Origin of the sequence: Flagellimonas hadalis, from assembly GCF_007785775.2 — a bacterium.
GTDB lineage: Bacteria > Bacteroidota > Bacteroidia > Flavobacteriales > Flavobacteriaceae > Flagellimonas > Flagellimonas hadalis.
Window position 1 is genome coordinate 230,158 of record NZ_VNIK02000002.1, and the last position, 26,395, is coordinate 256,552.

Genomic DNA, 26,395 nt, shown 5'->3' on the forward strand with positions numbered 1-26,395 from the left:
GAACAGTTCCATTCCACGATTGGAATTGTGTTGCTTTCGTCGCAACCCATTTGTTGTCAGAAAGTAAGATAATCTGTTGATTTTCAGTTTAATACACTACAAAGACTTAGGGAAGACCAACAGTGTTAAAGCCTCCATGTGGGGGCAATTGCAAGAAATTTTAGTTTCCCATAATGTTCAAAAACATGCTCGTGGCATGGCTGTTCATCAGTCTGTGCACACACGCATCCGCACAGGACACCTATACCTTGAGAGGGATGATTGTGGATGCAAATACCCAAAAGCCCATAGTTGGAGCCAATATTATTGGTAAAAACCTATATGCCGTTTCAGCCGAAAATGGAGAGTTCACGATGGGCAAAGTGCCCAATGGCACTCATCGTTTTGAAATTACCCATATAGGCTATGCCACGGAACAGCTCACCATAGCCATAACTGGCGACCTGGAGAATGTGGTGGTCCAACTCAAAGAGGCCGTCACCAGCCTAGATGGTGTGGAGCTGATGGGCAAGACCGAGCAACGCAAGGCACAGGAACTCTCCACCATAACCGTGGGGGTTTCCAAGGAATTTTTGGAGAACAACAGGGAAAACAGTTTGATGCAGACCCTACGGAAAATCCCTGGGGTGAGCACCATCACCATTGGTTCGGGACAGTCCAAGCCTGTCATAAGGGGGTTGGGGTTCAACAGGGTCAGCGTGGTACAGAACGGCATCAAACATGAAGCACAGCAATGGGGCAACGACCACGGGCTGGAAATCGATCAATACGGCATTGACAACATCCAGATCATCAAAGGGCCTGCCTCTTTGCTCTATGGTTCCGATGCCATTGCCGGAGTAGTGGACATCCAACCTCCCAAGACCCCCATGCCCAATTCTTTTGAGGGGGAAGTAAACCTGTTGGGAGAGACCAACAATGACCTTTTTGGTATTTCTACAGGGATACAGGGCCGGAAAGAGCAATGGTTCTATAGGGGCAGATTGACCTACAGGGACTACGGTGACTACAAAGTGCCCGCCGATCGAATCAATTATGAAAACTACATTTTTGAACTGCATGAAAACCACTTGAGAAATACCGCAGGAAGAGAGGCCAATGCCAGTTTCAGCATCGGCTTTGTATCCGATCATATCAAATCCGAGACCTTTTTCAGCAATGTGAACGCCAAGAACGGTTTTTTTGCCAATGCGCATGGGCTGGAGGTGCGAAATTCTTCCATTGACTATGACAGTTCCATCAGGGACGTGGATTTGCCCTTCCATCAAGTGAACCATATAAAAATAACCAACAATACCACATTCTACAGGGGAGACCACACTTTGCAGGTAGATCTTGGTTATCAAAACAACCAAAGGGAAGAACGCTCAGAGCCAGTGCCCCATGGTCATATGCCTACCCCTCCCGATAGTAGGGAACGAATCTTTACCAAAAACACCTATTCCCTGAACGTACAGGACACCTATCGTCCGAATGCCGAACATGACCTGATCTTCGGGGTAAATACAGAATTCCAGAACAATAATATTGGCGGATGGGGATTTTTGATCCCTACCTACGATCGGTTTACCGTGGGAGCTTTCGTGTTTGACCATTTCAGGATACACGAAAACCTTCATGTGCAAGGCGGCCTTCGGTACGATGTGGGTCTTGTGGATACCCGATCGCATTTTGATTGGTGGCAAACTCCCATCAACAATCCAGATGGCACCACTTCCTATGTGTATGTGCAACGTGCACAGGACAGACGTCTGGAATTTGGCAATTTCAGTGGTTCCATTGGGTTGAGCTACCTCAACAAGAACACTACGTACAAAATCAATTTGGGGAAAAGTTTTAGGATGCCCTTGGCCAACGAACTGGCCTCGGATGGGGTCAACTATCACATGTACCGATATGAACGGGGGAACATTGACCTGGACCCGGAACAGTCCTACCAATTGGACGTGGGTGTGGACCACTCCACCACGAAGTTCAATTTAGGGGTCAGCCCTTTCATCAATTTCTTTGAAAACTTCATCTACCTGAACCCCACGCCCAATTATTATGAGACGCTCCAAATCTATGAATACACGCAGAGCAAGGTCATCCGGTTTGGGGGCGAGGCAAGGGCAGGTATCAACATGACCGACGCCCTGCGTTTGGATGCTTCCGTAGAATATGTGTATTCCAGACAGACGAGTGGACCCAAAAAAGACTTTACGCTGCCCTTTTCCCCTCCCCTGTCCGGGCTGTTCTCTGCAAGCTATCGGTTCAGGGACATTGCCTTTTTTAAATCCCCACAACTCATGGCCGATTTAAGGGTAACGGCCGCACAGAACGACATCGTCCCGCCCGAGGAGAAAACAGAGGGCTATCAAGCCCTGAACATATCGGCCATGATCGGAATCCACCTTTTTGGAACGGAAAAACCGACCCAATTACGCATCAAGCTGAACAATGTGTTCAACACCGAATATTACGACCATACCAGTTTTTATAGGCTCATTGATGTTCCCGAACCTGGCAGGAACCTATCCATTTCAATGACCGTTCCATTTTAATTAAATCAAATGAAGTATAACACCAAAAACAAAAGAAGAATGAAAACAAATCTTAAACCTTTAGCAATTGTCGCCTTTTTGGGAATCCTGTCCTACTCTTGTAGCAGTGATGACGAAGGCACACCTCCTGTAGCCGCCCCCGTAATCTCAAATTTTGAATATGGTGAGGGTAGCAGCCATTCCGAAGACCAAGTCGCCTACAAAGGATCTGACATCCATCTGGAAGCAGAGATCACGGCAGAAGGAACGGTAAGCAGCATTTCCATTGATATCCATGCCCATGACCTCGAAGTGGGCGAAGGGGAAGTGGAATGGGATTTTGAACAGACCTTTACCGATGCCAGTTATTTGGTCATCAACCCCACTTTCCATGAGCACATCGATGTTCCTTCCAACATTCCAGCAGGTGAATACCATGTTACCTTGACCGTAACGGATGAGTTGGGCAACAGCACAGAGGCTGAAGGCCATATTCAGATTTTGGACCCGATCACACTGAGTGAAATTTCCATCAGCGAGACCGTTGTACGTGGTACCGATTTCCATACTGAGTTTGTGATATCTGCCGTAAATGGCATCCACCAGATTACCGTGGATGTACACGCCCATGACCTTGAAGTTGGCGAAGGAGAAGTGGAATGGGATTTTGAGAACATCTATTCCGAAGGATATCATGAGCTCACCGAAGCGGAGTTCCACGAGCATATAGATGTGCCGGAAACGGCCCCTGCGGGTGAATACCATATCATTTTCACTGTTGAAGATGAGGATGGGAACACTGTGGAATATGAAACCCATATCGATGTGACCGCATCATAGCCCAAAATCAATCATACAGTACAACCTTAAACCACATCAAATGAAACACATAGCAAGACTTTTATTCTTTGCAATCCCGCTTATCTTTTTGGCATCGTGTAGCAGTGATGACGATGCGCTGGACCCACAAGGGGACATCAACCCGGAACGATTTGAGAACCTTGAGATTGGAAATGCCGATTTTAAAGTGCCCCAAGCCAATCCGGACCTTCACACACAGTTCGATTATACCGGAAAGCAAAAGGTCACGGAAATATATTTTGACATTGAGTCGGTAAACATCCAAACTCCGGTCGGTGATGAAGTGGACTGGAACATTTCCAACCATTTGATCCCAAAGGACTACTATGAGGGCCAGATCAACCCACATGTCCATTATCATGTGCTGTTCGACCCCCAGAATGAATTCATCCCAAGCACCCGCCCAGCGGAAGGCGTCTATAAATTGACCATTACCGTAGTCGAGGAAGATGGTTCAGAGAGCGTACTTTCCAAGGAGTTTGAGGTTGTAAAAAGGTTTTTTGATGTGGAAGTCGGGCATGATGGACACGTTCATTTTGGCAGTGATGAACTCCATACCGAATTTGAATATCAGGCGGGGGACAACACCGTCAACGAAATAACCTTCGAACTGTGGTTTGAGGAATGGCGTGAAGGACAAAATGTTCCAGTGGGCAGTTGGGACAAAGTGCTGCACACGCTGCCCGAAGAGCTCTATGAGAATTCGAGCAACCCACATATCCATTACCACATGTCCATCGACCCAGAATTTCCAGTGGGCAATTACTGGTTGAACATCTACGTAAAGGATTCCGGTTCGGAAGAGGCCGTAAAACTGTCCGTGCCCTTTAGTGTGGTTATGGACGAATGATTGCAAACAATAGCTTAATACGCCGCACGGCTTTAAAAACTGTGCGGCCAATTAAAATTTCAATAATGAAAACATTTTCAAAACGGTTCTTTCCACTTTTGTCCATCATGTTGCTGTTCGCATGCTCAAGCAGTGATAACGGGGATATTGATGAGGACAAACCTACCATCAGCGTAAACTATGCCGAAGGATTCCCACAGGCCTGTGAAACACTGGAAAGGGGACAGACCTACTCCTTTCGGGCACAAGTTACGGACAATGTGGCACTGGCCGCCTATAGCGTGAACATCCACCACAACTTTGACCACCATACCCATGATGACCAAGGTGCACAGTGCGACCTGGAACCAGTAAAAACAGCCATCAACCCCATGATGTTCATGGAAAACCATGCCATTGAAGGAGGGGTGACCTCTTATGAGATCAACCTTTCCATCACTATTCCGGATGACGTGGATCCCGGGGATTACCACTGTGCTTACTCCGTGACCGACCAGACCGGTTGGCAGAGTAGGACTTCGGTGGACATCAAAATTGTGGATTGATCCACTTTCAACTTTAAAACTTTCAAATTATGATATCAACTAAGGATCTGACCAAAAAGTTCGGTGATCTCACAGCAGTGGACCATCTTTCCCTTTCAGTAAAAGAAGGTGAGCTTCTGTGCCTATTGGGAGCCAATGGTGCCGGAAAGTCAACCACCATAAACATGCTGTTGAATTTTGTGGCCCCTACCTCTGGATCGGCCACAATAAATGGCCTGGATGCGACCAGACATCCTATCAAGACCAAGGAATTCATCACCTATATCCCAGAAAATCTGATGCTGTATCCCATGCTCACGGCCATTGAAAACTTGGACTACTTCTCGGGCATTACAGGCAGACAATTGGCGCAATCCAGTTTAACTGGTTTTTTGGAAGAGGCCGGCCTTCAAAAAGACGCCTTCCACAAACGGATATCGACCTTTTCAAAGGGAATGCGGCAAAAGGTGGGCATTGCCATTGCACTGGCCAAGGACACCAAGGTGCTCCTGTTGGACGAACCGACTTCGGGACTGGATCCCAAGGCAAGCAACGAATTTGGAAATCTATTGCAAAAGCTGAGGGGCAAGGGGGTCGCCATCCTCATGGCCACCCACGATCTGTTCAGGGCCAAAGTGGTGGCCACCCACATTGGTATCATGAAAGATGGCAAGCTGGTGCAGCAGTTCGTTGCCGACGATATTTCGCTCCCCCAATTGGAGAAAACCTACCTGGAAACCATGAACTATAAAGAAGTTTTGTCATGATCATCAAAACCTTTGTCAAGGAAACCAAGGAATCGTGGAGGGATGGGCGAGTGCGCATCGCTTTCCTGATCGTCCTCTTACTTTTGGCCATGGCCGTTTGGGTCGGTGTCCGCCAGTACCAAAATGTTAATGAACAGTACAGAACGGCAAAAAATACGGAAAGGATCTTGTGGGACAACCAAGGGGAAAAGAACCCGCATTCCGCTGCCCACTATGGCACTTATGCCTTCAAGCCCAAATATCCCTTGTCATTGGTGGATCAAGGTGTGGACAAATATGTGGGCACCTCCATTTTTTTAGAGGCCCACAAACGAAATGAAGCGCAGTTCAGTGCCGCCGCGGACCAAACAGGTTTGGCCCGGTTCGGGGACCTTACCCCGGATTTCATCCTATTGTTCATCATTCCATTGCTCATCATCCTGCTTGGGTACAATAGTTTTACCAAAGAACGGGAAATGGGAACCTATACCCTTCTTAAGAGCCAAGGGGCCTCCAATTGGAAATGGGCCATGGGCAAATGGATGTCCCTCTTCATTCCCATATTTGCCATTACCGCACTATTGTTCCTCATAACAGGCATTCTATTGTCCAATCTCAAGGATTTCGGGGTGTTTAAATGGCAATCGCTGCTCACCATGTTTGTCATCTACATGGGCTATTACATCATATTCATCAATATTGTTTTGATCATTTCATCAAGGGCAAAAAAATCCGGGATAGCCTTGGTACTGTCCCTTTCCGTCTGGATTTTGGCCTGTCTCGCCGCTCCAAAGGCCGCCAGCAACATTGCCGAGGCCAAACACCCCTACCCCACCCGACAGGAATTTGCCGCCAATGTGCTAAAGGACAAAAAGGATGGCTTGGACGGACACAATCCTTGGAGCAAGGAATCAAAATTATTGGAACAGCAAGTCCTGGCCGAGCATGGGGTGGACAGCCTTCACCAATTGCCCTTCAATTTTGACGCCTACCGGATGCAAAAAGGGGAGGAACATGAGGCCGAAGTATATTTCAAACATTACAATTACCTAAAAGACCAGTTTGCCCAACAATCCAAAGTGTATAAAGGGTTGGCCATCATCTCTCCCTATCTCCCCACCCGTTTTCTGAGCATGGCGGTCGCACAGACCGATTATGCCACACATTGGGATTTTGCGGATGCTGCGGAGGATTATCGTATTGCTACACAGAAATTCTTGAACGATCATTTTGCGGAAAATTCCAATTATGGGGATTGGTCCTATCAGGCCGATGCCAATTTTTGGGTAGGGCTGCCCAGCTTTGAATATGACCCACCGGAGTTGGGAGAAATCCTTACCGACAACACGTCCAGCCTTTGGATCCTAGGGGCATGGCTGGCTCTTTCCTTCAGCATTCTTCTCATTACCACCAAAACGATATGACCATGTTACGATACAATTTTATTTATGAATTACGGATTTTGTTGCGCAGTCGTTGGATCCAATTGCTGAGCCTCCTCTTGTTGCTGCTTTTTGGCTTTTCAGCATTCAACGGGAAAGAAAAAGTAGAAAAAAGAAAGGTGGATATTGCTGCAGCCAAACAGGAAGTACTCGATACCGACCAATCCATGCTGAAATTGTTGGATTCCGTGGAGCGGGGCATGGCCGTAAGTGCCTCTCCCTGGACCATCCCCACCAGTCCCATGGCTGTGGCCAACTATTACCCAAGAGTGGTGGCCATGGATCCGCAGCCTATGGCTTTCGTTTCTACAGGGCAGGCCGATATCTTCACCCATTATGTGAAACCGACCGCAACTGGGGATGACTTTGCATTGAATTTTACGGAAATGACCAGTCCCGTGCAACTACTCTTCGGTAGTTTTGACTTGGCCTTTGTGATCGTTTATTTGCTGCCCTTGTTGATCATCGCCTTTTCGTACAACGTGCTCTCGTCTGAAAAAGAATCTGGCTCATTGCGTTTGTTGGCGTCACAGCCCATATCCATCCGAAAATGGGTGTTCCAGAAACTTATCCTCCGATTTTTCTGGCTGTCCGTTCTGGTAGTGACCACATTGGTGTTGGTAATTCTGATCGTGGGCATTCAACCGTTGGAATGGAGCAAGGTATTTGGTTTATTGGGCCTGGCCCTGAGCTATATGCTCTTCTGGTTTTCCCTGGCGTTCCTGGTGAACCTGTATGTGGGGAGTTCGGCCAAAAATGCCGTTTCCCTCTTGGGTCTATGGGTTGTCTTTGTGCTATTGGTGCCCTCGGTCCTAAACCAATTGGCGGGAACCCTATACCCAATGCCCTCAAGGACCCTCATGATCAATGAAATGCGCGAGCGTAAAGTAGAAGCCACCAAAAGACAGGATGAGATCTTGGACAACTTCCTCCGGGACCATCCAGAATATGCCATAAACGATTCGACACAGACCCGAAGTTTCTACCACAACTATATGGCTTCCCAAAAAGTGGTGAAAGAAGAATTGGCACCCATTGTGAACGCCTACGAAACGCAGTTGAAAAAACAACAATCCTGGTCAAGGCAATTGCAGTGGACCTCCCCCGCTATCGTGGTGCAGGAATCCCTGAACAATCTATCCGGGACCTCAACGGCAGATTATGAAAACTACCGAAGGCAAGTCATCGCCTTTTCAGAATCATGGAGGGAACACTTCATGTCCTTTTTGTACAACAACACCCTATTCAAGAGTGAGGACCATACCAATCTGCCACAGTTCCAATACCATGCCCTTGGCCAAAGTGGCGTTCCCAAAGCAATCCTGATCCTATTGGCGATGGCATTGGTCCTGTTGGGTCTAGGTTTTGCAGTACAGGGCGCGACGCGGCAAAAAGGAATATTGGCCGATTGATATTATTACAAATACTAAAAGCTTAAGCAAGAATCTGTATAAACGAAATAAAATGAAAATAAAAAATCCGACTTACGATATCATCGCCCTATCCAGTTCACTGATCTGCGCCATCCATTGCGCAGCGGTCCCCATTGTGCTATCCTTCTCCTCTTTGGCAAGTCTCCATTTTTTACACCATCCGCTCATTGAGTGGTCATTCATTGCTATCGGGGTGGTATTTGTCTTTGTTTCCCTTTGGCCAAGCTATAAAAAGGCCCATTACAAACTGAAACCATTGCTCATTGCCGGCTGTGGTTTTGGTCTGATCGCCCTGGGCAGGTTGGATTTGAATGAACTCTGGGAAGTGGCCAATACCGTAACGGGAGCCCTGATGGTTTCGGTGGCCCACTATGTGAACTGGAAACTGCTTCGTGCGACGGGCAACCATACCAACTGTAAATCCTGAGGAATGGAAAATCCATCCTTCAATTTTCGAAGAACTTGACAAATACCCCATAATTTATGGTAAGGACGAGTAATCTAAAATTCGAATACGATAAAAAAAGTGAGCAGTTCCGTTTTCCTGATATTTCTTTGGATGCGTCCCAGAACCTCCTGATCTTGGGAAAATCCGGAATCGGCAAAACCACCCTGCTGCACCTGTTGGCAGGCTTGTTGCCTCCCATGGATGGCAGCATCGAAATTGACGGGGTTCCCATCCACACCCTTTCAAATAGACAGTTGGACAGGTTCAGGGGACAGAACATCGGGATTGTGTTCCAAAACAACCATGCCATCCAATCCCTCACCGTCATAGAGAATTTAGAGGCCAGGCTTTTCTTTGCCCAAAAAACCATCTCTCAAACCGTGATCAAGGACTTATTGGAACACCTTGACATCTCGGATTGCAAAAACAAAAAAATCAGGGAGTTGAGCGAAGGACAATTGCAACGTTTGGGCATCGCCATGGCAATGGTACACCATCCGCAGATCATATTTGCTGATGAGCCCACCTCCAGTTTGGACGATGACAATTGCACCAAGGTAATGCAACTTTTGATTGAGCAAGCCGAGATGAACAGTGCCAATTTAATTGTAATAACACATGACCAGCGCATAAAACCTTTGTTCACCAAAACACTGGCATTATGAACATTTGGAAAATCAGTTTAAGAAATTTTAGGTTCAAGCCCCTTTACACTTTTTTGGGCATCCTAACGCTATCGGTAAGCATTGCCCTTCTTGTAGGAATCCAACAATTGGATAAATCTTTCAGGGGGCAATTGGACAACAATTTGGGAGAAATCGATATGGTTGTGGGAGCCAAGGGAAGCCCTCTCCAACTGGTACTCGCATCCGTGCTCCATATAGACAATCCAACGGGAAACATTCCTTTTGAAGAAGCGAAGGGACTGATGAAAAACCCCATGATCCAAAAAGCCGTGCCCATCTCTTATGGCGATAATTTTAAAGGATATAGAATTGTGGGCACCACCGATGACTTTGCCACGCTCTATAGCGCAAGCATAACACACGGTCGATCTATGGAAAAACCCATGGAAGTGGTCCTTGGGGCTTCCGTGGCCGAAAAATTGGGGCTTCGCATCGGGGACACCTTCCAAAGTTCCCACGGACTGATTGAAAAGGGCGCACATACGCATGAAGAACCTCTCACCGTGGTGGGCATCTACAACACGACCCACAAAGTATTGGACCGTTTGATTGTTACCGGATTGGAGACCATTTGGGAAGTGCATCACCATGAAGAGGAGCATAAAGAAGAACATCAGGAGGAAGGAGAAGAGGAACATGAGCAGGAAATCACATCATTGTTGGTCTCTTTCAGGAATCCCATCGCACTGCTGACCGTCCCCCGCAGTATCAACGAAAACACCAATATGCAGGCAGCCCTGCCCAAATTTGAACTGGAACGTCTGTACCAGTTTACAGGTGTTGGGGTAAAAACGATCACTTGGATAGCCTATGCGATTTTGGTCATTTCCTGCATCACCATATTCATAAGCCTGTACAGAATGGTACGCGATCGGGCCTTTGACCTGGCACTCATGCGAAGCTATGGGGCCAATAGGTTCCAATTGGCAAAAATGGTACTATATGAAGGTGTTTTGATGGCCGGGACCGCCTTTCTCATGGGTATCCTCTTATCGCAGATCGGCGTCTTTTTCATTTTTGAAATGATAGCGGACCAATACAAACAAACCATGCCGCTCCAACTCAAATACCAAGAAGTATTGCAAACAGGAGTGTTGGTTTTGTCGATGGTCTTGTTGTCCATCGCACTTGCCATTTACCCCCTCATTAAAATGAACATCTCCAAAATATTGAGTCATGAAAAATAAAATCCTTGTCGCCTTCTTCTTTCTATCCTCCGCAGCCTGTTTCTCGCAAACAGAAATAACATGGTGGGATTTGTCCCGTATCAATTATACGGAAAAGTATTTTCCAAGCTACGGGGAATATTTTTTGTACCCAGAATTTAGTGAACGGATGAAGTCCCTTGAAGGCAAGAAAGTATCCATTACTGGCTTTTTTTTGGATATAGACCCTAGTGGCAAACTGTTCATCCTTTCCAAAAACCCCATGGCCTCCTGCTTTTTTTGTGGTATGGGAGGGCCAGAAACGGCCATGGAAATTCAATTTAAATCGAAACCGGGTTTCAAAACCGATGATATTCTTCATGTCACCGGCATACTGAAGCTCAATGCAGATGATGTACAACACTTTAATTACATCCTTACCGATTGTGTTGCCCAAAAAATGAAATGAAAAACCAATAACACAGTATAAAAATGAACAGAAGAAAATTTTTCAGGAACGGAACACTATCAGCCTTGGGAGCTTCCCTTTTTGCTCCATTCGAATCTATTAGGGCTTCCGACTTTGAGGATGGCTGGAAACGGAAAAAGGCCAAGAACATCATTATGCTGGTCAGCGATGGCATGAGCACGGGCACCCTGAACATGGCCGACCTCTATCTTTCCAGAAAAACGGGAAAGGGCAGCAACTGGTTGAACCTGTATCGGGAAAATAAAGTTTCACGTGCCCTGATGGACATGGCGTCGGCAAGTTCCATCGTCACCGACTCTGCTGCTGCCAGTTCATCATGGGGAGGTGGTGTCAGGATCAAGAACGGCGGCATCAATATTGGAGTCAATGGCGAAGCCCATCTTCCCATATGGCAAAAATTCAAGGCTGTCGGCAAAAAGGCCGGATGCGTGACCACGGTTCCCATTACCCATGCGACCCCTGCTGGGTTTTGTGTGAACGAAAAATCCAGAAATGACCAAGAATCCATTGCTGAAAAATATCTGGAGCACGGTTTTGATGTACTGATGGGTGGGGGCAACGAATACTTTGCGTCGGATAAGCGAAAAGATGGAAAAAATATGTACGCCGCCTTTGAAAGCAATGGCTATTACGTAGCCCAGACCAGAAATGAAATGTTGGCCGCCCCGAAGGACCAATCCATCTTGGGTGTTTTTACCAATAATGGCCTACCCTATGCCAAGGATCGGGAAAACAATGGAGAACTAAAGGAAAGCACCCCCAGTTTGGCCGAAATGACCCAAAAGGCCATTGATAATCTAAAGGGCAGCCCCAAAGGGTTCGTGCTCCAAGTTGAAGGAGGGAAAGTGGACTGGGCCGCCCATGCCAACGACATTGCCGGGTTGATCTATGATCAAGTTGCCCTTGATGAAGCCATCCAAGTTGCCATGGATTTCGCAGAAAAGGACGGGGAGACCTTGGTGATCATCACTACCGACCATGGAAATGCCAACCCTGGGGTCATCTATGGGAACTATGCCAATGACCATTTTGATTCCATCCAAAACTACAAGCACACCAACGAATGGATTTTGAACGGTATCGGTAGGGAAACATCCGTAAGCAGTGTGAAAGAGCGTGTGGAATATGCCAACGGCTTTGAGTTGACGGACGGGGAAGCCAATACACTTTTGGGGTATTACGGTTCCCTCAATGCCGAAGATGGTTTGTACAATCCCAAGCACTTGCCTTTCAGTGCTTTGGCCGAAATCCAAAAACAACATAACTCAGTGGGTTGGATCAGCATGCAGCACTCCGCCGATTATGTGGAACTGGCCATGTACGGCCCTGGAAGCCAATTGTTGAAGCCTTTTTTGAAAAATACCGAACTACACTATCTCATGCTCGAAGCCGCAGAGGTAGAGAATACTTTTTAAATGGACCACCCAATTTCCAATCAAAATGAAACCAAAAAGCTCTTTGTCCAACATCTTCCCAATTGGGATATTCCTATTCGTGTCCCTTGGCGGCCTCTTTGCCCAAGACCAAAAAGATAATTTTCCGCCACCCGAAAATCCCCCCATTATATCCGCTATGCGAACCCAAAGCAAAATAGCGGTTGACGGTTATTTGGACGAACCTGAATGGGAAAATGCCGAGACCATCACAGATTTTTTCAGGGTGGAACCCGTTCAGGGAGGGGATATCAAAAACCCTACAACGGTTAGGGTGCTTTACGATGACCGAAACTTGTATTTCGGAGTATTCTGTAAGGATTCCATGGGAAAAAAGGGCGTACGGATGCAGGATCTTCGTCGTGATTTCAATAATGATGAGAATGATGTGTTCGGTATTCAAATCGATGCGCAGAACACCAAGCAATATGCCATTTCGTTCCAAACCACGCCCCATGGGAACCAACTGGACCAGCAGAGCTTCAACGATTCCAATACGGATGCCGATTGGAACGCGCTATGGAGTGTACGGACACAACGTACAGCTGAAGGATATTATGCAGAGTTCGCCATTCCTTTCAAGTCCATCAGATATGACAAGCCTATGGAAGGCGCTCCTGTGGAGTGGGGCATCACGTTTTATCGATTGGCCCGAAAGGATTTTGAGAAAACGGTTTTTCCCGCCATTCCCCAATCTTTCTCGGAAAACCGGATGACCTATGCTGCCAAGTTGACCGGTCTTGATGTACCTCCTCCCTCGGCAAATGTTCGGGTAGAGCCTTATACGCTTTATCAGTATGAAGAATCCAAATCTGGAAACCAACTCATCGATACATCAAGTGACCCGAAAGTTGGAGGTGATGTAAAATGGGCCATAAGCCCGAACAGTGTACTAGATCTGACCATCAATACGGATTTTGCCCAGGCCGATGTGGACAGGGCGGTGAACAATCTGGAGCGTTTCAATATCTTTTTTCCGGAGCGAAGACAGTTCTTTTTGGAAAATTCGGGTATTTGGTCCGGTGGGGGCAACACTCAGGTAAGGCCCTTCTTTAGCCGTACCATCGGCTTGGAAAACACATTTAATGCCAGACCCGCTCCCTTGGATTTTGGTGCCCGGTTTACCGATCGCAATGAAAATAGAACGCTTGCAGGACTGGTAGTACGACAAAGGGAAACGGACAATAGTACAGGGAGCACATTTGGCGTGGCCCGATATGCCCAAAATTATGGGAAGGAAAACAATGTTGGTGCCATGGTGACCTATCGGTTGGACGATACGGCGAGTGACCTTGGGATTTCCAGCCAGAACAATACCACCATTTCAATCGATGGAATGATCCGGCCCAAGAGCGAGATCACCTTTACTTATTTGCTTAGCACTTCCCTGGACAGTGAAACGGGACAGACTGGATATTCCGGAAGGATTTTTGGTGGCACCTCTACGAACAATTATTATGTGGGCTATGTAAATGCCTTTGTAAGCAAGTCTTATAGTCCCGATATGGGTTTTGTCTTCCAAAAAGACGTGATGTACCATAGCCCCGGAGGTTATGCCATCCTACGGCCAAAATCGTTGCCGTTTGTGAGAAGGTGGGACCCAGGGGTGTTCGTGAACTATTACCATGATTTCGAGGATTTTGGAAGTTTTCAGCAAGCAAGTCTCTATCTATTTCCTGTTTACACCTGGTTCAAGGACAATAGTTTTTTGGAACTCTCCTTTACCCCTACATGGCAGAACATCAACTTTGATTTCGCTCCTTTGGGATTGGAAATTGAGCAGGGAAACTATCAATACACTCGATTTTTTGGCACGTACAATACCGATCAGTCCAAGAAATTATCGGGCTCAGTAAGTTACGACCTAGGCAAATTTTATAACGGCGACCGTAAAACACTTACCCTTGGAATGCGCTATGCCCCGATACCTCATATTGCCTTCTCCGCCAATTATGAAAACAACAATATCAACGGTCTCGGCATTCTACAGGAAGATCTGGATACCGACCTCTATTCCGCAAATGTAAGGGTGGCCTTGAACCCAAGGGTACAGCTGTCCACTTTCTATCAATACAACAGTTTTGACGAACAGGGACGTTGGAACGTCCGTTTTAGTTGGGAATATATGCCCCTTTCGTTCATCTATCTAGTGTTCAATGATACCCAAACGCATATTTTTGAACCGGTACAAAGTTCACGACAGTTTATCAGCAAAATCACATTCTTAAAACAGTTTTGAAACAAAAACGATGCGTTTCCGCATCGTTCTTTATTCTATATCTTAAAAAGGTGGCGTTTATGCCTCACAACTGGTGCACTCTTTCTTTTGTTTGAACTTTTGTGCGGCATTCATACTGTGTTGATAGTACAAAGACTTCAGTCCCAGTTTCCATGCCGTTACATGGATCTTGTTGATGTCCTTCGTGGGCATGTCGGGGTGCACGATGATGTTCACCGATTGCCCTTGATCGATATGGTTCTGCCTGTTGGCAGCCTGGTACACAATGTCCAACTGGTCCAATTCGGAATAGGTCTTGAACACGGCCTTCTCCTCTTCGGTCAAAAACTCCAAGTGCTGCACGGAACCGTCCATATCGCGGATGCTCTTCCAGACGTCAGGGGTGTTCTGTCCTTTTTCCTCCAATAGGTCCATCAGATAAGGATTCTTGATGGTCACCTTGATCTTGGCAATGTCCTTCACGTAACAATTGCTCCAGATGGGCTCGATTCCCTGGGACACTTGGCCCAAGATGAAGGCTGAGGAAGTGGTGGGCGCAATGGCGTTCAAGGTCGTGTTCCTTCGGCCATAACCTTTCAATACTTCAGGTTCGCCAAAACGTTCGGCCAACTCTTCAGATGCCTTGTAGGAACGATCCTTGATGGCCTTGAATATTTCATTGTTGAGATTGTATGCTTCCTGACTATCGAAAGCAAGCCTCTTCGACTGCAAGAGGGAGTGCCAGCCCAAGGCCCCTAGGCCCAAAGCGCGGTTCTCCTTGGCAAAGTTATAGGCCCTTTCCATAAAGAGGAAGGTCTGTCTGTCATCACGGTCGGAAGAATCCCGATAGGCCTCCAACTTTTCGATGAATTCAGTGATCACTGCATCCAAGAAATAGACCATGGTCTCCACGGCATCGGTATTTTTCCATTTGTCGTAGTGCAACAGGTTGATACTGGAAAGCACACAGACAAAGGACCAATTGTCGTTGGACGGCAACATGATCTCCGTACACAGGTTACTGGCATAGATACGGTGATCTTTGTCCTTATATACATCCGCGGCGCCATCGTTGGCATTGTCAGAGAAGAATACGTAGGGATACCCCATTTCTCCCCTTCTCTGGAGCACCTTGGCCCAAACGACCCGCTTGTCCTCATCACCGGCTATCATTTCCTCCATCCATTGGTTGGTCACGGTGACCCCATGGGTAAGCTGTTGGATCGGGTTTCCTTCGGTCCCTATTTCCAAAAACTCCATGATGTCCTTATGATCTATGGGCAGGTAGGGCGAAAAACGGCCGCGACGTACGGAACCTTGGCTCACCACATCCACCATGGACTCGAACAGTTGCATGATATGGACCGCTCCTGAAGCCTGTCCATTATTTTTTACCGGGGCGCCCCTGTGCCTGATCTTTCCAAAATAACCGGACGTTCCCCCGCCCAATTTGGACATCATGCCCACTTCGGACTGGGTGTAGAGGATGTTCCCCATATCGTCATCGATGTGGGACCCAAAACAGCTGATGGGCAATCCCCTTCTTTTCCCAAAATTGGACCAAACGGGCGATGCCAAGGAGAAAAACCCTTCGGACATGTAGTGGTAGAACTTGTCCGCATAGCCGGGTATCTGTAAAATATGTTCGGCCCTTTCCGCAATCTCACGGATACGTCCCTCCGGGGTTGCCCCTTCGGTGAGGTAGCCCGACCCCAAAAAGCTGCGACTGTATTCATTGAGCCATTCAAAGCCCTTGTCTTCCTCTTTGGTCTTGAGTTTGGACAGGGCATCCTTTCTGGCATTTACAAGTTCTTGGGTCTTGTTGTCCTTGATTTGGTCCGTGATCTGTGAGGATGGGGTCTTGTTCTCCATAATTAAAAAAGGTCGTCGCTGGTTATACTTTGTGTTCTCTTGCTATAGTTGATGGATCTTTTCACAAAAAAGTCTCCGTGTTTTGTTCCTATGATCTCGTCATCGAACCATTCGGTCTGTGCCAATAGTTTTTGATCGACATCGAATATTTTGGCAATACCTATGCTCTCCAAGGAATTGTTGAACCGATTTTTGATGAACTCGTTCACCACAGCCTTCGGCAAAAAGTCAAGCTCGCCCTCCTCAAAGATCCAATCCACAATCTTGCTCTCGGATTGGAAAGCTTCTTCGCATAGTTCCTGGATCATGGTCTTGTATTCCTCATCGAACCACTCTGGCCGTTCCTTTTTGATGATGTTGATGACATCGATCCCAAAATCACCATGGATCTGTTCTTCTTTTGAAGTGGCCTCGACCACATTGGAAATTCCCTTGAGCATATTTTTATGCTTGTTGAACGCCATAATGATCAAGAATTGGGAGAAGAGGGAAACGTGCTCAATGAACAGGGAAAAGAGCAAAATGGACTCCGCATACTCCTTGTTGTTCTCGCTTTTGGCGTTTTTGAGGGCGGTCTCCAAATACTGTACCCGCTTCATGATGACGGGCTTTTTCTTCAGGTTCTCAAACTCATTGTTCAGGCCCAATATCTCCAACAAATGCGAATAGGCATCGTGGTGCCTCACCTCGCTCTCGGCAAAGGTGGCCCCAACTGAACCTATTTCCGGTTTGGGCATGCGGTGGTAAATATCCCCCCAAAAGGTCTTCACCGCCACTTCTATCTGGGAAATGGCCAACATGGTGTTCTTGATGGCACTTTTTTCAATTTCGCTAAGACCGGATTTGAAATCTTGGATATCGCTGGTAAAGTTGAACTCGGTATGGATCCAATACGAATGCCTGATCGCTGGCACATATTCATACAATTGTGGATACTCGTAGGGCTTTAGGTTGATGCGCTTTTCGAAAATGTCCGTTTGGCGCATTTGGGCCCTCTTGTTCCTATATATGATATATGCTTTGGCCACGTCATGGAACTCACTGTTCATGAGTTCGTTCTCCACCACATCCTGCACCTCTTCCACGGTGGGCACATACTGCTCGTCCTTGCTCTTTCGCTCCAACAAGGTGCGCTGAACGTTGTCCGCAATGGCCTGCGCGTCACTGATCTGCCCATGGTCCACAGCGGTCATGGCCTTCAGAATGGCATTGGTAATTTTGTGTAAATCAAATGTTTGGGTACTAAAATCTCTTTTAGTGATTTGGATAATATGCATTTGGAAAACTTTTTGGAGTTGCACGAAATAGCTCGATTGTAAAATTCATATTTTCTTTACTTGGATTTCACATTGGCCCTCTTAGGTTCTCAACACTTTTATCAACATTCCTTTTTTTTGGCCTAAAAATCGATGGAACAAACTTAAAAAGTGCGCTTTGCGGAAAAGCTGATAAGTGTCAACCCAAAGGATTTTTTAGAAAAAAGATGAGGCACGTATACTATTTCCATATTTCCATGAAACCTATTCAAGCATAATAATCTGGGATGGAACTGTCTTTTTTGGAAAAGGCGGCATTGTTGTTAATTACCGGACCTATGCTTTTTGGAGTTTCAATCATGTTGCCCATTTCACAAAACCTCAACAACGGCAAAGTGGAAATAAAGAACAGGCTATCGGTCTATGTGAACATCAACATTTGACCTTTATAACCTCCGAAAAAGAATTACACGTAATGATAGTCTGACAGTCAATTAATTATAATCACATTCCTTGATTTCTGGTAAAATTTCGGGTTTCCTACAGCTCCTTTGGTCTGTTTCATTGAACCTAGTTTGCGGAATAATTGTTTTCAAAAGGGCTGCAGATTTGTTCCGTATGATACAAAATGCCATTGGCAGACATCCCCTCAATAATGATTTTTACTTTTTTCTGTTCATTCAGAGGCACGGTGATCATATGTGGTACTTCCGAGTTGACCCCAAGTTGACTTTCCCACCAAATGGCACCATATCTCTTGTACAAAAATGAGGTGTAATCTGGATAATTTGGACTAAAATAGCTTTGTGCTCGACTGAATCCCTCTGGCAAAGAAAGACTTGCAAACCGTACTCTGTCATACAATTCATCATAATCATACCGTAGCGACAGTGAAATAAAAGGTCCTTGTCTACTTTTGCTATAAACTATTGATTTTATAGAAGAAAGTGGCATGTTCATCAACTCAACCGGGTTGGCCACCATACCTTCAACAAAGACAGGTACAGCCCTAAGGCCGGGAGGGTCAAGAATATACACACCAATACCCCCTTCTTCTAGTTTCAGACGAGTATGAAAGCCCAATATATGGACATAATTTTGAAAAGATCTATATCGATTCACGGTCCCTTTATCAATGATTCGTCCTTCAGCCAAAGCGGTTATTTGGAATTTGGTGTTATCCTTCATTTTTTCCAAAACCACAACCTCGTCAAGCAATATGGTCCTTTCCGATAGGTTCAGGTCGTGATCTATTTCCAAAAGCATAGCTTCTGGCTCAACCTCACTAACATTCGCCAACCATTTTGTATAATCAAAAGTGTCACCACTATAATCTTTGAAATGGAGTTCCGCTTTGGGCTTTCTGAGTTTTCCTTTTTCGTCCAAAACACTTACCAATATAGAGTCCCCCTCAAATAAAGGAAGGTTCCCTTTGAAGTTTTTGTTCTTTGAAAGGTCAAAAAGATTGATGGCACCCGATGTTTGTGACATTAGGGAAACCTGTTTTTCATTTTTGAGGTCGGCATCCAAAATCTTACCATTAAAAGCAATGTATTTCTCCATTTCATATGGAGTGTTTTGCACATCCATTGACCTAAAACTGTCAAACTTTTCTGTTCCTTCCATGAGCAACCTGGTGTCCAATTGATAGTCACTTGAACGGTGGGTTCCTTCAAAAAAATAGGGCCCTTTAACAAATTGCTTCTCGAGGTAAGGCTGCACCAAAAAGGACGAGACTATGGAATTGTTGGGCAAACACGCACTTGAGTTGGCAGGGAGCACCGACATACTCAAATTGGCCATTTTGTGACCTTTGGGAAGTATCACATCCAACTGCAGGGAGTCTTGGCCTTTGGTCAGGCAATAGTCGACCTCTACCGAATGTACCTTTTTGCTTGCTGTCCGTCTATTGAAAAACATTCGTTGCGAAAGAGGTCGCATTTCTTCATCCAAAATCATTGCCGTATTGATTCCGCTGGGAATTTGATAACGGTCCACTGAGATGGAAATACTGTCACCATCAATTTCATGACGATATACGAACGAACGGCTTATATGGTTAAAAATTGCCATTGAAAATCTTGCTCCCTCTCTTGAGTTGAAAGTGGCTTTTGACCATTTTGGGCTTAGGACAACAACATCTTTTGCCGTGTTATCCACACTGACCCCTATTCCCTGTTGAAGCTTGTTTTCCAGCTCTTTGGTAACCCATGCACCATTCGCATCTTTGATTTTTATAAAATATGATTTTGTAGGATTGGCAAAAAAAACAAACCTACCTTGCCCCAACTCGTTTGTTTGAATGTTTGATTGAACTTTATCGCCATCCCCAGTCACCAACTGTATTTCCTTGGTTTCTAAAGGGTTTAGAGCCTCGTCAAAAACCATCAGTCCTACACTATTAAATGTACCAGCCATAATTTTCTGGCCCTCTGGATGAACCAAAATGGTCATTCCGTTTTCTGCTTTTACTTTTGGTTTATTGGTAGGCCCGATTATTGTTATCTTTTGAAGAAAGGGGGTGGCAAACTCAAAATTTTTCATGTAGTTGGTCCAGGCCATAAGAGCATATGAACCCTCGACAAAAGTCGAGTCAATTTTGAAATCACCGTAAGAGCTGCCATTATTGACGAAGAACATTTTTTTTATCAGGACCTTTCCATCCTTTGAAAAAATGCCTACATGTAAATTGGTGGTTGTTGAAGATGGTAGTTGTTGGTATTGATCTTGAACATATGCCTTGAACCAAAGGTGTTCCCCTTTGAAAAAAACCGTTTTGTTCAGGTGTAAATGTATATTCTCAAGCAATGGGACTTGTTCTGTATCCATTGTTGGAGCATCTTGTCCAAGCGCAACAAAGAACAGAGTGATAAAAAATAGGAAAGTGGTAATTTTTTTAATATGGAACACTTTTAATAAAGATAGGATATTCTCAGTGCAAATCAAACCAGCCTTTTGAGCATCGGCCAATTGCCATCCTTCAAGAACAAGTTTAAGAAACACCGCCCTACTTACAACACAAGTTTTCGGGACTAAGATGCTAAATGTTTGAAATGGATTTAAAATCCATTTCAAAATCCAACCTTAATTTTCAGCAGAGCAATTTTGTTAAAAAACGGCCAATCTCAAAAAAATCTGCCACTTTTACGTTATGTGAAAAACACACAACCCTGATAATCAAATGACCATCATGGTTCTTTAGCGCCTTGGGCGGTAACATTGATATAAAAAAGACCTTCCTGTTTGTGTGCTTCTCTTAGTCTTGCTGAAACCCAAAAGCTTAAATGGAAAAATATCAATAAAGGGCGCTTAATAACACTTAGAAATAAAAACAGGAGAATTGATTAACAACAGACTTAACCAAACCGCTCAGAAAATTCTTGGCGGACCGGACGATAAGGAAAACATGTCTTTAACTTACAATTGCTGAGTGACAATGCAGCCAATAAAGCAATTCGAAATTGGGTAAAAAGGGGCCAGAATAGATATGCATATTCCTTTTTATTGTGCAAGACATACATTTGCTCATCAGCTATTGATAAATGGGGCTAACCTAAAAACCGTTGCCGATGCCATGGGTCATAGTTCTATCAGAAGCACCTTGAAATATCTTAACCATCTTCACAGTTACAAGATGAAGCAATTGATAAGTGACCTACTTTACAATTTATTTGATTGGCATATTATTTAATCCTTTTCTAAATATCTAAATGCGCAGATTATTACCTACTTTTATACCCATAAGTTCTTTACTTAATTTCTTTATCAAAACGATAAGGGTTTCCGACATAGGTCGGGATTAAAAGGGAATCGTGTGTAAATCACGAGCTGACGCGCAACTGTAAGTCCGATCCCATTTGGGATAGCATGTTTTTGCCAAAAGAGCCATTGTCCGAAAGGATGAGAAGGCGGTAAAAATCGGACAAGCCAGGATACCTGCCCATATCGTTCCTACGTTGTAGGATTTTGACGGTGCCTTCGCGTACAGGGCAGGTCGAACGTTTGAACCTTACCGGGAACCCCTCGGCAAATTCCTTCTGCGTTCTTCTTGTTTTAAGGCATTGCGAAGTTGAGCTAAGGAGCTTTTATCTAATTGTTCAATTTTATAAAAGCTTTAGCAATGAAAACAACCAATTTGGGCTACCCGAGGATCGGGACCCACCGTGAGCTGAAAAGGGCTTGCGAAAAGTATTGGTCCGGAAAGATCTCCTTGGAGGACCTACTCGAGACCGGAAAGAGCATACGAACGGAAAACTGGAAGCTCCAACAGGAAAAGAGCATCGACCTTATTCCCTCCAACGATTTTTCATTTTACGATCAGGTCTTGGACACCACCCTGATGGTCGGAGCTGTTCCCAAACGTTATTTCGATGTGAAGGAATCCCAAGGAAACCTTATGGACCTGTATTTTGCCATGGCAAGGGGTTATCAGAAAAAAGAAATGGACGTCATCGCCATGGAAATGACCAAATGGTTCGACACAAATTATCACTACATCGTCCCAGAATTTGAAAAGGACCAAGAATTCGAGTTGCTTTCCACAAAGATCATCGATGAGTTCAATGAAGCAAAGGCTTTGGGGATCCAGACCAAACCTGTGCTCTTGGGCCCTGTCACCTATCTCCTGTTGGGCAAGGAAAAGGAAGAAGGGTTCCATAGGCTTGACCTCTTGCCCAAACTACTCCCTGTTTACCATATCCTTTTGGAAAAATTGGTGGAAGCCGGAGCGACCTGGATCCAAATGGACGAACCTGTTCTTGCCACAGACCTGACGGCCAGGGAAGAAGAGGCCATTGCAAAAGTATATCAGGGCATAGCTGAGAAGTTTCCTTCATTAAAAATTCTATTGTCCAGTTATTTTGGAGGCTTTGGGGACAATCTTGACACAGCGTTGTCCTTGCCCGTTTGCGCCCTACACCTGGATCTGAAGCGAAGCCCAGGACTATTGGGCGAAGTATTGGAATCTGGCAAGCTTGGAGAAAAAACATCCCTGTCATTGGGTGTGGTGGACGGACGCAATGTCTGGAAAAATGATTTTTCCTCTTCATTGGAACACATCCGCAGAGCAAAAACGCAGTTGGGCGAAGAGCGAGTGATTATCTCCCCTTCCTGTTCGCTATTGCACGTCCCCAATGATCTGGATTTGGAGACCAATGAAAAGACACTTCCAAAGGAAGTGAAGGACTGGATGGCCTTTGCCAAGCAAAAACTGGAGGAACTCCAAAGCCTCAAAACCCTTTCAGAAACCCCTGAACACATCTCCCACCCACTCTTTAAAGACAATTTGGCCTCAACGGAGAAAAGGAAGAACGCTGCATTGATCCATAAACCCGAGGTAAAGAAACGGGTGGAACACCTCAGCGAGAGTGACTTCCGAAGAACATCTCCCTTTGAAAAGAGAAAGGTGCTTCAGGAAACGCATCTAAAACTGCCGCTCTTCCCGACGACGACCATTGGCTCCTTCCCGCAGACCCCAGCGGTGAGGCAGGCTCGATCGCTGTTCAAAAAAGGTAATCTCAACGAACAGAAATACATTGATTTTCTGAAAAAAGAAACCGAAAAGGCGATACACTTCCAAGAGGAGATTGGTCTTGATGTGCCCGTACATGGCGAATTTGAACGCAACGACATGGTGGAATATTTTGGCGAACAGTTGGAAGGCTTTGCCTTTACCCAAAATGGGTGGGTGCAGAGTTATGGGTCACGATGCGTGAAACCCCCCATCATTTTCGGGGATGTGTCCAGACCAGAGCCCATGACGGTATTTTGGACCTCCTTTGCGCAATCGTTGACGGAAAAACCGGTGAAAGGCATGCTCACGGGGCCGGTCACCATTTTACAATGGTCTTTTGTACGGGACGATCAGCCCCGTTCCTCAACCTGCAACCAGATTGCCCTCGCCATTCTTGACGAAGTGGTGGACCTTGAAAAAGCGGGCATAGCGATCATACAGGTGGACGAACCTGCCATACGCGAAGGATTGCCCTTGCGCAAAAAGGATTGGGAAACCTATCTGAACTGGGCCATTGGGGCCTTTAAACTGTCCACAAGCGGCGTGGAGGATTCCACACAGATCCATACGCACATGTGCTATTCCGAGTTCAACGATATCATCAAGGACATTGCGGACATGGATGCCGATGTGATCACCATTGAGTGCTCCCGATCACAGATGGAACTCTTGGATGCCTTTTCCGAGTTCGATTATCCCAATGACATTGGACCTGGTGTTTACGACATCCATTCCCCTAGGGTGCCATCATCCGAGGAGATTTTGGGGCTTTTGAAAAAAGCGGAAAAGGTGTTGCCCGCATCCAAACTGTGGGTGAACCCGGATTGCGGGTTGAAGACCCGAGGATGGGAAGAAACCAAGGAAGCCTTGAAAATCATGGTTTCTGCCGCCCAACAAATGAGGGATATGGTAGCACATCCATCACATTAATATTATCGGGGCCGATGTTTGCATTGGCCCCAAATTAAATGGTCATACACCTATGAAAGTAGAAGGAAAAAAATTCATCTCCCCATTATTGTGCTTCGATTTTTACGCAGAGCACTATCACAAACTGATCAAACAATTCAGAAAAGATACAGATCTATCACAACTGAGATCTATCCTTAAGAATGGGGTTGTTGAAAGAGACGTGGAAAATTTGATACAGCTCGAAACCTATGATGCGATGGTCATCACCGACCCCTACAAGAACATTGTTTGGGTAAGCGATGGTTTTCAGGAAATGACCGGGTATTCCAAAAGTTTTGCCATAGGGAAAAGTCCTCATTTTCTTCAGGGAGTCCAAACTTCAGAAAGTACAAAACAGAAAATTCGGGAGCAATTAAAAACAGAGCACACCTTTACAGGTTCCGTTTTGAATTACCGAAAAAATGGGGAACCCTATCTCTGTCAGATCAAAATAGTCCCTATCTATGATTCCAAAAGGATGTTGGTGAATTTTTTGGCCCTGGAAAAGGAGTTGCTTGCAGCCTGAAAGGACAAGCCCATGACGGACTGTAAAACTGGTTTCTATTTGTCCAAAATGCTCCAAGAAAACAGAACAAAAGACCAAAGCCTCCTACAATAGGACTCAAAGAATATCCCAGAGGCTTTGCGGACATTCTATTTTTTGATTTCCAATGTGTAAATGGCAAGCAAATATGTATTGCCCTTACTGACACACCATGCCCCGGGCAGTTGAGCCCTAAAAGAGCGTGGTCTTGACAACATCGCCACCTTTACATCATTAAAAAAACCCTGACAAACAAATGTTTATCAGGGTTTTTCAGTACCTTGGGTGGGAATCGAACCCACACGTCCGAAGACACTGGATTTTGAATCCAGCGCGTCTACCAATTCCGCCACCAAGGCATGCTGGCATTTTCTGAAATGCGACTGCAAAGCTAAACAAATAATTTTATTTACAATCAAAAAATACTTCCATTTATCCTTTAGCAACCCGAATTAATTTTTAAATTTGCACCTCTTTGCAAAAAAGTACTTTAAAAAGCTAGTTAACAAGAGTTTGTAATGGCCTATCAAGTTCCCGAACCCAAAATTTTTGCCTGCACCCAAAGTATTGAGTTGGGCAAGAAAATAGCCGCCTCATATGGTGCGGAACTGGGAAACATCCAATTCTCCAGATATAGCGACGGGGAGTTTCAACCTTCGTTCGAGGAATCCATTCGTGGAACAAGGATCTTTATCATAGGCTCCACCAACCCAAGCTCGGAAAACTTGATGGAAATGCTACTGATGCTGGACGCTGCCAAAAGGGCTTCCGCTAGGCACATTACGGCCGTAATGCCCTATTTCGGATGGGCCAGACAAGATAGGAAGGACAAACCCCGTGTTCCCATTGCTGCCAAATTGGTGGCCAAAATGTTGGAAACCGCCGGTGCCACCCGTATCATCACCATGGACCTACATGCGGACCAGATACAGGGATTCTTTGAAAAACCTGTAGATCATTTATTCGCCTCCACCCTGTTCCTTCCTTATTTGAAAGGATTGAATTTGGACAACCTCTGTATTGCATCACCCGATATGGGAGGTTCCAAAAGGGCCTATGCCTATTCCAAGGCACTGGAGTGTGATGTAGTCATCTGTTACAAGCAGCGGGCCAAAGCGAATGTCATTTCGCATATGGAGCTGATCGGTGATGTACAGGGCAAAAATGTGATCTTGGTGGACGATATGGTGGACACCGCAGGAACATTGACCAAAGCTGCCGACCTGATGATCGAAAGAGGGGCCGAAAGCGTGCGTGCCGTGACCACTCACGGTTTGCTTTCTGGAAACGCTTACGAAAAAATAGAGAAATCAAAATTGACGGAACTGATCATCACCGATTCCATTCCGATCGATCACAACCAAAATAAAATAAAGGTATTGAGCTGCGCCGACCTTTTTGCGGACGTCATGCACCGGGTGCACCACAACACCTCGATATCATCAAAATTTTTAATGTAGCC

Annotated in this window: 21 protein-coding genes, 1 tRNA gene and 1 riboswitch; of the genes, 18 read left to right on the forward strand and 4 right to left on the reverse strand. The window is 45.6% G+C overall.

Features of this window, described 5'->3' with window-relative positions; all coding sequences use genetic code 11:
* Positions 1-173 precede the first annotated feature (173 nt).
* The 13 genes from FOT42_RS05165 to FOT42_RS05225 all read left to right on the forward strand — a co-directional run bounded on the left by FOT42_RS05165 (position 174) and on the right by FOT42_RS05225 (position 14,819).
* Entirely contained in the window at positions 174-2,543 is a 2,370-nt protein-coding gene (locus FOT42_RS05165) for a TonB-dependent receptor (RefSeq protein ID WP_226789808.1), read from the forward strand.
* A gap of 39 nt (positions 2,544-2,582) precedes the next feature.
* Positions 2,583-3,362 (forward strand): DUF4625 domain-containing protein, encoded by a 780-nt coding sequence (locus FOT42_RS05170; RefSeq protein ID WP_151889515.1) that lies wholly within the window; start codon positions 2,583-2,585, stop codon positions 3,360-3,362.
* A gap of 40 nt (positions 3,363-3,402) precedes the next feature.
* Positions 3,403-4,233, forward strand: a complete 831-nt coding sequence (locus tag FOT42_RS05175; RefSeq protein ID WP_151889516.1) for a hypothetical protein — start codon at positions 3,403-3,405, stop codon at positions 4,231-4,233.
* Between the two features lie 65 nt (positions 4,234-4,298).
* Positions 4,299-4,778: a DUF4625 domain-containing protein gene (locus FOT42_RS05180; RefSeq protein ID WP_151889517.1), complete on the forward strand. Its 480-nt coding sequence runs from the start codon at positions 4,299-4,301 to the stop codon at positions 4,776-4,778.
* 29 nt (positions 4,779-4,807) lie between these two features.
* Positions 4,808-5,524: an ABC transporter ATP-binding protein gene (locus tag FOT42_RS05185; RefSeq protein ID WP_151889518.1), complete on the forward strand. Its 717-nt coding sequence runs from the start codon at positions 4,808-4,810 to the stop codon at positions 5,522-5,524.
* Positions 5,521-6,927 (forward strand): ABC transporter permease, encoded by a 1,407-nt coding sequence (locus FOT42_RS05190; RefSeq protein WP_151889519.1) that lies wholly within the window; start codon positions 5,521-5,523, stop codon positions 6,925-6,927. The genes FOT42_RS05185 and FOT42_RS05190 overlap by 4 nt, the downstream gene beginning before the upstream one ends.
* Before the next feature lie 2 nt (positions 6,928-6,929).
* Positions 6,930-8,357 (forward strand): DUF3526 domain-containing protein, encoded by a 1,428-nt coding sequence (locus FOT42_RS05195; RefSeq protein ID WP_151889520.1) that lies wholly within the window; start codon positions 6,930-6,932, stop codon positions 8,355-8,357.
* A 52-nt stretch (positions 8,358-8,409) separates the two neighbouring features.
* Entirely contained in the window at positions 8,410-8,805 is a 396-nt protein-coding gene (locus FOT42_RS05200) for a MerC domain-containing protein (RefSeq protein ID WP_151889521.1), read from the forward strand.
* A 56-nt stretch (positions 8,806-8,861) separates the two neighbouring features.
* On the forward strand, positions 8,862-9,491 hold the full coding sequence (locus tag FOT42_RS05205; protein WP_151889522.1) for an ATP-binding cassette domain-containing protein: 630 nt from the start codon (positions 8,862-8,864) through the stop codon (positions 9,489-9,491).
* On the forward strand, positions 9,488-10,699 hold the full coding sequence (locus FOT42_RS05210; protein ID WP_151889523.1) for an ABC transporter permease: 1,212 nt from the start codon (positions 9,488-9,490) through the stop codon (positions 10,697-10,699). The genes FOT42_RS05205 and FOT42_RS05210 overlap by 4 nt, the downstream gene beginning before the upstream one ends.
* A complete protein-coding gene (locus FOT42_RS05215; RefSeq protein WP_151889524.1) occupies positions 10,689-11,126 on the forward strand; it encodes a hypothetical protein in 438 nt (145 codons plus the stop codon). Before FOT42_RS05210 ends, FOT42_RS05215 begins: the two co-directional genes overlap by 11 nt.
* Before the next feature lie 23 nt (positions 11,127-11,149).
* Complete coding sequence (locus tag FOT42_RS05220; RefSeq protein WP_151889525.1) at positions 11,150-12,562, forward strand: alkaline phosphatase; 1,413 nt, start codon at positions 11,150-11,152, stop codon at positions 12,560-12,562.
* Between the two features lie 25 nt (positions 12,563-12,587).
* Complete coding sequence (locus FOT42_RS05225) at positions 12,588-14,819, forward strand: DUF5916 domain-containing protein (RefSeq protein ID WP_151889526.1); 2,232 nt, start codon at positions 12,588-12,590, stop codon at positions 14,817-14,819.
* Positions 14,820-14,876: 57 nt separating this feature from the next.
* Here the strand turns inward: FOT42_RS05225 and FOT42_RS05230 are convergent, their stop codons facing one another.
* Positions 14,877-16,670, reverse strand: a complete 1,794-nt coding sequence (locus tag FOT42_RS05230; RefSeq protein WP_151889527.1) for a ribonucleoside-diphosphate reductase subunit alpha — start codon at positions 16,668-16,670, stop codon at positions 14,877-14,879.
* 2 nt (positions 16,671-16,672) lie between these two features.
* Positions 16,673-17,947, reverse strand: a complete 1,275-nt coding sequence (locus FOT42_RS05235) for a ribonucleotide-diphosphate reductase subunit beta (RefSeq protein ID WP_151889528.1) — start codon at positions 17,945-17,947, stop codon at positions 16,673-16,675.
* Between the two features lie 266 nt (positions 17,948-18,213).
* Between FOT42_RS05235 and FOT42_RS18020 the strand changes: the two genes are divergently transcribed.
* Positions 18,214-18,369, forward strand: coding sequence for a hypothetical protein (locus FOT42_RS18020; protein ID WP_192938326.1), 156 nt, complete (start codon positions 18,214-18,216; stop codon positions 18,367-18,369).
* A 127-nt stretch (positions 18,370-18,496) separates the two neighbouring features.
* On the opposite strand, the gene FOT42_RS05240 is transcribed toward FOT42_RS18020, so the two are convergent.
* Complete coding sequence (locus FOT42_RS05240; RefSeq protein WP_151889529.1) at positions 18,497-21,001, reverse strand: hypothetical protein; 2,505 nt, start codon at positions 20,999-21,001, stop codon at positions 18,497-18,499.
* A gap of 412 nt (positions 21,002-21,413) precedes the next feature.
* Between FOT42_RS05240 and FOT42_RS18475 the strand changes: the two genes are divergently transcribed.
* The 3 genes from FOT42_RS18475 to FOT42_RS05255 all read left to right on the forward strand — a co-directional run bounded on the left by FOT42_RS18475 (position 21,414) and on the right by FOT42_RS05255 (position 24,915).
* Positions 21,414-21,617 (forward strand): tyrosine-type recombinase/integrase, encoded by a 204-nt coding sequence (locus FOT42_RS18475; RefSeq protein ID WP_151889530.1) that lies wholly within the window; start codon positions 21,414-21,416, stop codon positions 21,615-21,617.
* A 69-nt stretch (positions 21,618-21,686) separates the two neighbouring features.
* Positions 21,687-21,884, forward strand: a riboswitch (cobalamin riboswitch).
* Between the two features lie 162 nt (positions 21,885-22,046).
* Positions 22,047-24,368 (forward strand): 5-methyltetrahydropteroyltriglutamate--homocysteine S-methyltransferase, encoded by a 2,322-nt coding sequence (gene metE / locus FOT42_RS05250; RefSeq protein ID WP_151889531.1) that lies wholly within the window; start codon positions 22,047-22,049, stop codon positions 24,366-24,368.
* 52 nt (positions 24,369-24,420) lie between these two features.
* The gene (locus tag FOT42_RS05255; protein WP_151889532.1) at positions 24,421-24,915 is read left to right on the forward strand and encodes a PAS domain-containing protein; all 495 of its coding nucleotides are present in this window, start codon (positions 24,421-24,423) and stop codon (positions 24,913-24,915) included.
* A 295-nt stretch (positions 24,916-25,210) separates the two neighbouring features.
* On the opposite strand, the gene FOT42_RS05260 is transcribed toward FOT42_RS05255, so the two are convergent.
* A tRNA-Leu gene (locus FOT42_RS05260) sits at positions 25,211-25,292 on the reverse strand.
* Between the two features lie 159 nt (positions 25,293-25,451).
* On the opposite strand from FOT42_RS05260, the gene FOT42_RS05265 reads away from it, so the two are divergent.
* The gene (locus FOT42_RS05265) at positions 25,452-26,393 is read left to right on the forward strand and encodes a ribose-phosphate pyrophosphokinase (protein WP_151889533.1); all 942 of its coding nucleotides are present in this window, start codon (positions 25,452-25,454) and stop codon (positions 26,391-26,393) included.
* Positions 26,394-26,395: the final 2 nt, after the last annotated feature.

Excerpts from the sequence above, each read along its gene's own strand:
- FOT42_RS05165 (WP_226789808.1), top strand. The coding sequence starts at position 174 with ATGTTCAAAAACATGCTCGTGGCATGGCTGTTCATCAGTCTGTGCACA.
- FOT42_RS05170 (WP_151889515.1), top strand. The coding sequence starts at position 2,583 with ATGAAAACAAATCTTAAACCTTTAGCAATTGTCGCCTTTTTGGGAATC.
- FOT42_RS05175 (WP_151889516.1), top strand. The coding sequence starts at position 3,403 with ATGAAACACATAGCAAGACTTTTATTCTTTGCAATCCCGCTTATCTTT.
- FOT42_RS05180 (WP_151889517.1), top strand. The coding sequence starts at position 4,299 with ATGAAAACATTTTCAAAACGGTTCTTTCCACTTTTGTCCATCATGTTG.
- FOT42_RS05185 (WP_151889518.1), top strand. The coding sequence starts at position 4,808 with ATGATATCAACTAAGGATCTGACCAAAAAGTTCGGTGATCTCACAGCA.
- FOT42_RS05190 (WP_151889519.1), top strand. The coding sequence starts at position 5,521 with ATGATCATCAAAACCTTTGTCAAGGAAACCAAGGAATCGTGGAGGGAT.
- FOT42_RS05195 (WP_151889520.1), top strand. The coding sequence starts at position 6,930 with ATGTTACGATACAATTTTATTTATGAATTACGGATTTTGTTGCGCAGT.
- FOT42_RS05200 (WP_151889521.1), top strand. The coding sequence starts at position 8,410 with ATGAAAATAAAAAATCCGACTTACGATATCATCGCCCTATCCAGTTCA.
- FOT42_RS05205 (WP_151889522.1), top strand. The coding sequence starts at position 8,862 with ATGGTAAGGACGAGTAATCTAAAATTCGAATACGATAAAAAAAGTGAG.
- FOT42_RS05210 (WP_151889523.1), top strand. The coding sequence starts at position 9,488 with ATGAACATTTGGAAAATCAGTTTAAGAAATTTTAGGTTCAAGCCCCTT.
- FOT42_RS05215 (WP_151889524.1), top strand. The coding sequence starts at position 10,689 with ATGAAAAATAAAATCCTTGTCGCCTTCTTCTTTCTATCCTCCGCAGCC.
- FOT42_RS05220 (WP_151889525.1), top strand. The coding sequence starts at position 11,150 with ATGAACAGAAGAAAATTTTTCAGGAACGGAACACTATCAGCCTTGGGA.
- FOT42_RS05225 (WP_151889526.1), top strand. The coding sequence starts at position 12,588 with ATGAAACCAAAAAGCTCTTTGTCCAACATCTTCCCAATTGGGATATTC.
- FOT42_RS05230 (WP_151889527.1), bottom strand. The coding sequence starts at position 16,670 with ATGGAGAACAAGACCCCATCCTCACAGATCACGGACCAAATCAAGGAC.
- FOT42_RS05235 (WP_151889528.1), bottom strand. The coding sequence starts at position 17,947 with ATGCATATTATCCAAATCACTAAAAGAGATTTTAGTACCCAAACATTT.
- FOT42_RS18020 (WP_192938326.1), top strand. The coding sequence starts at position 18,214 with ATGGAACTGTCTTTTTTGGAAAAGGCGGCATTGTTGTTAATTACCGGA.
- FOT42_RS18475 (WP_151889530.1), top strand. The coding sequence starts at position 21,414 with ATGCATATTCCTTTTTATTGTGCAAGACATACATTTGCTCATCAGCTA.
- metE (WP_151889531.1), top strand. The coding sequence starts at position 22,047 with ATGAAAACAACCAATTTGGGCTACCCGAGGATCGGGACCCACCGTGAG.
- FOT42_RS05255 (WP_151889532.1), top strand. The coding sequence starts at position 24,421 with ATGAAAGTAGAAGGAAAAAAATTCATCTCCCCATTATTGTGCTTCGAT.
- FOT42_RS05265 (WP_151889533.1), top strand. The coding sequence starts at position 25,452 with ATGGCCTATCAAGTTCCCGAACCCAAAATTTTTGCCTGCACCCAAAGT.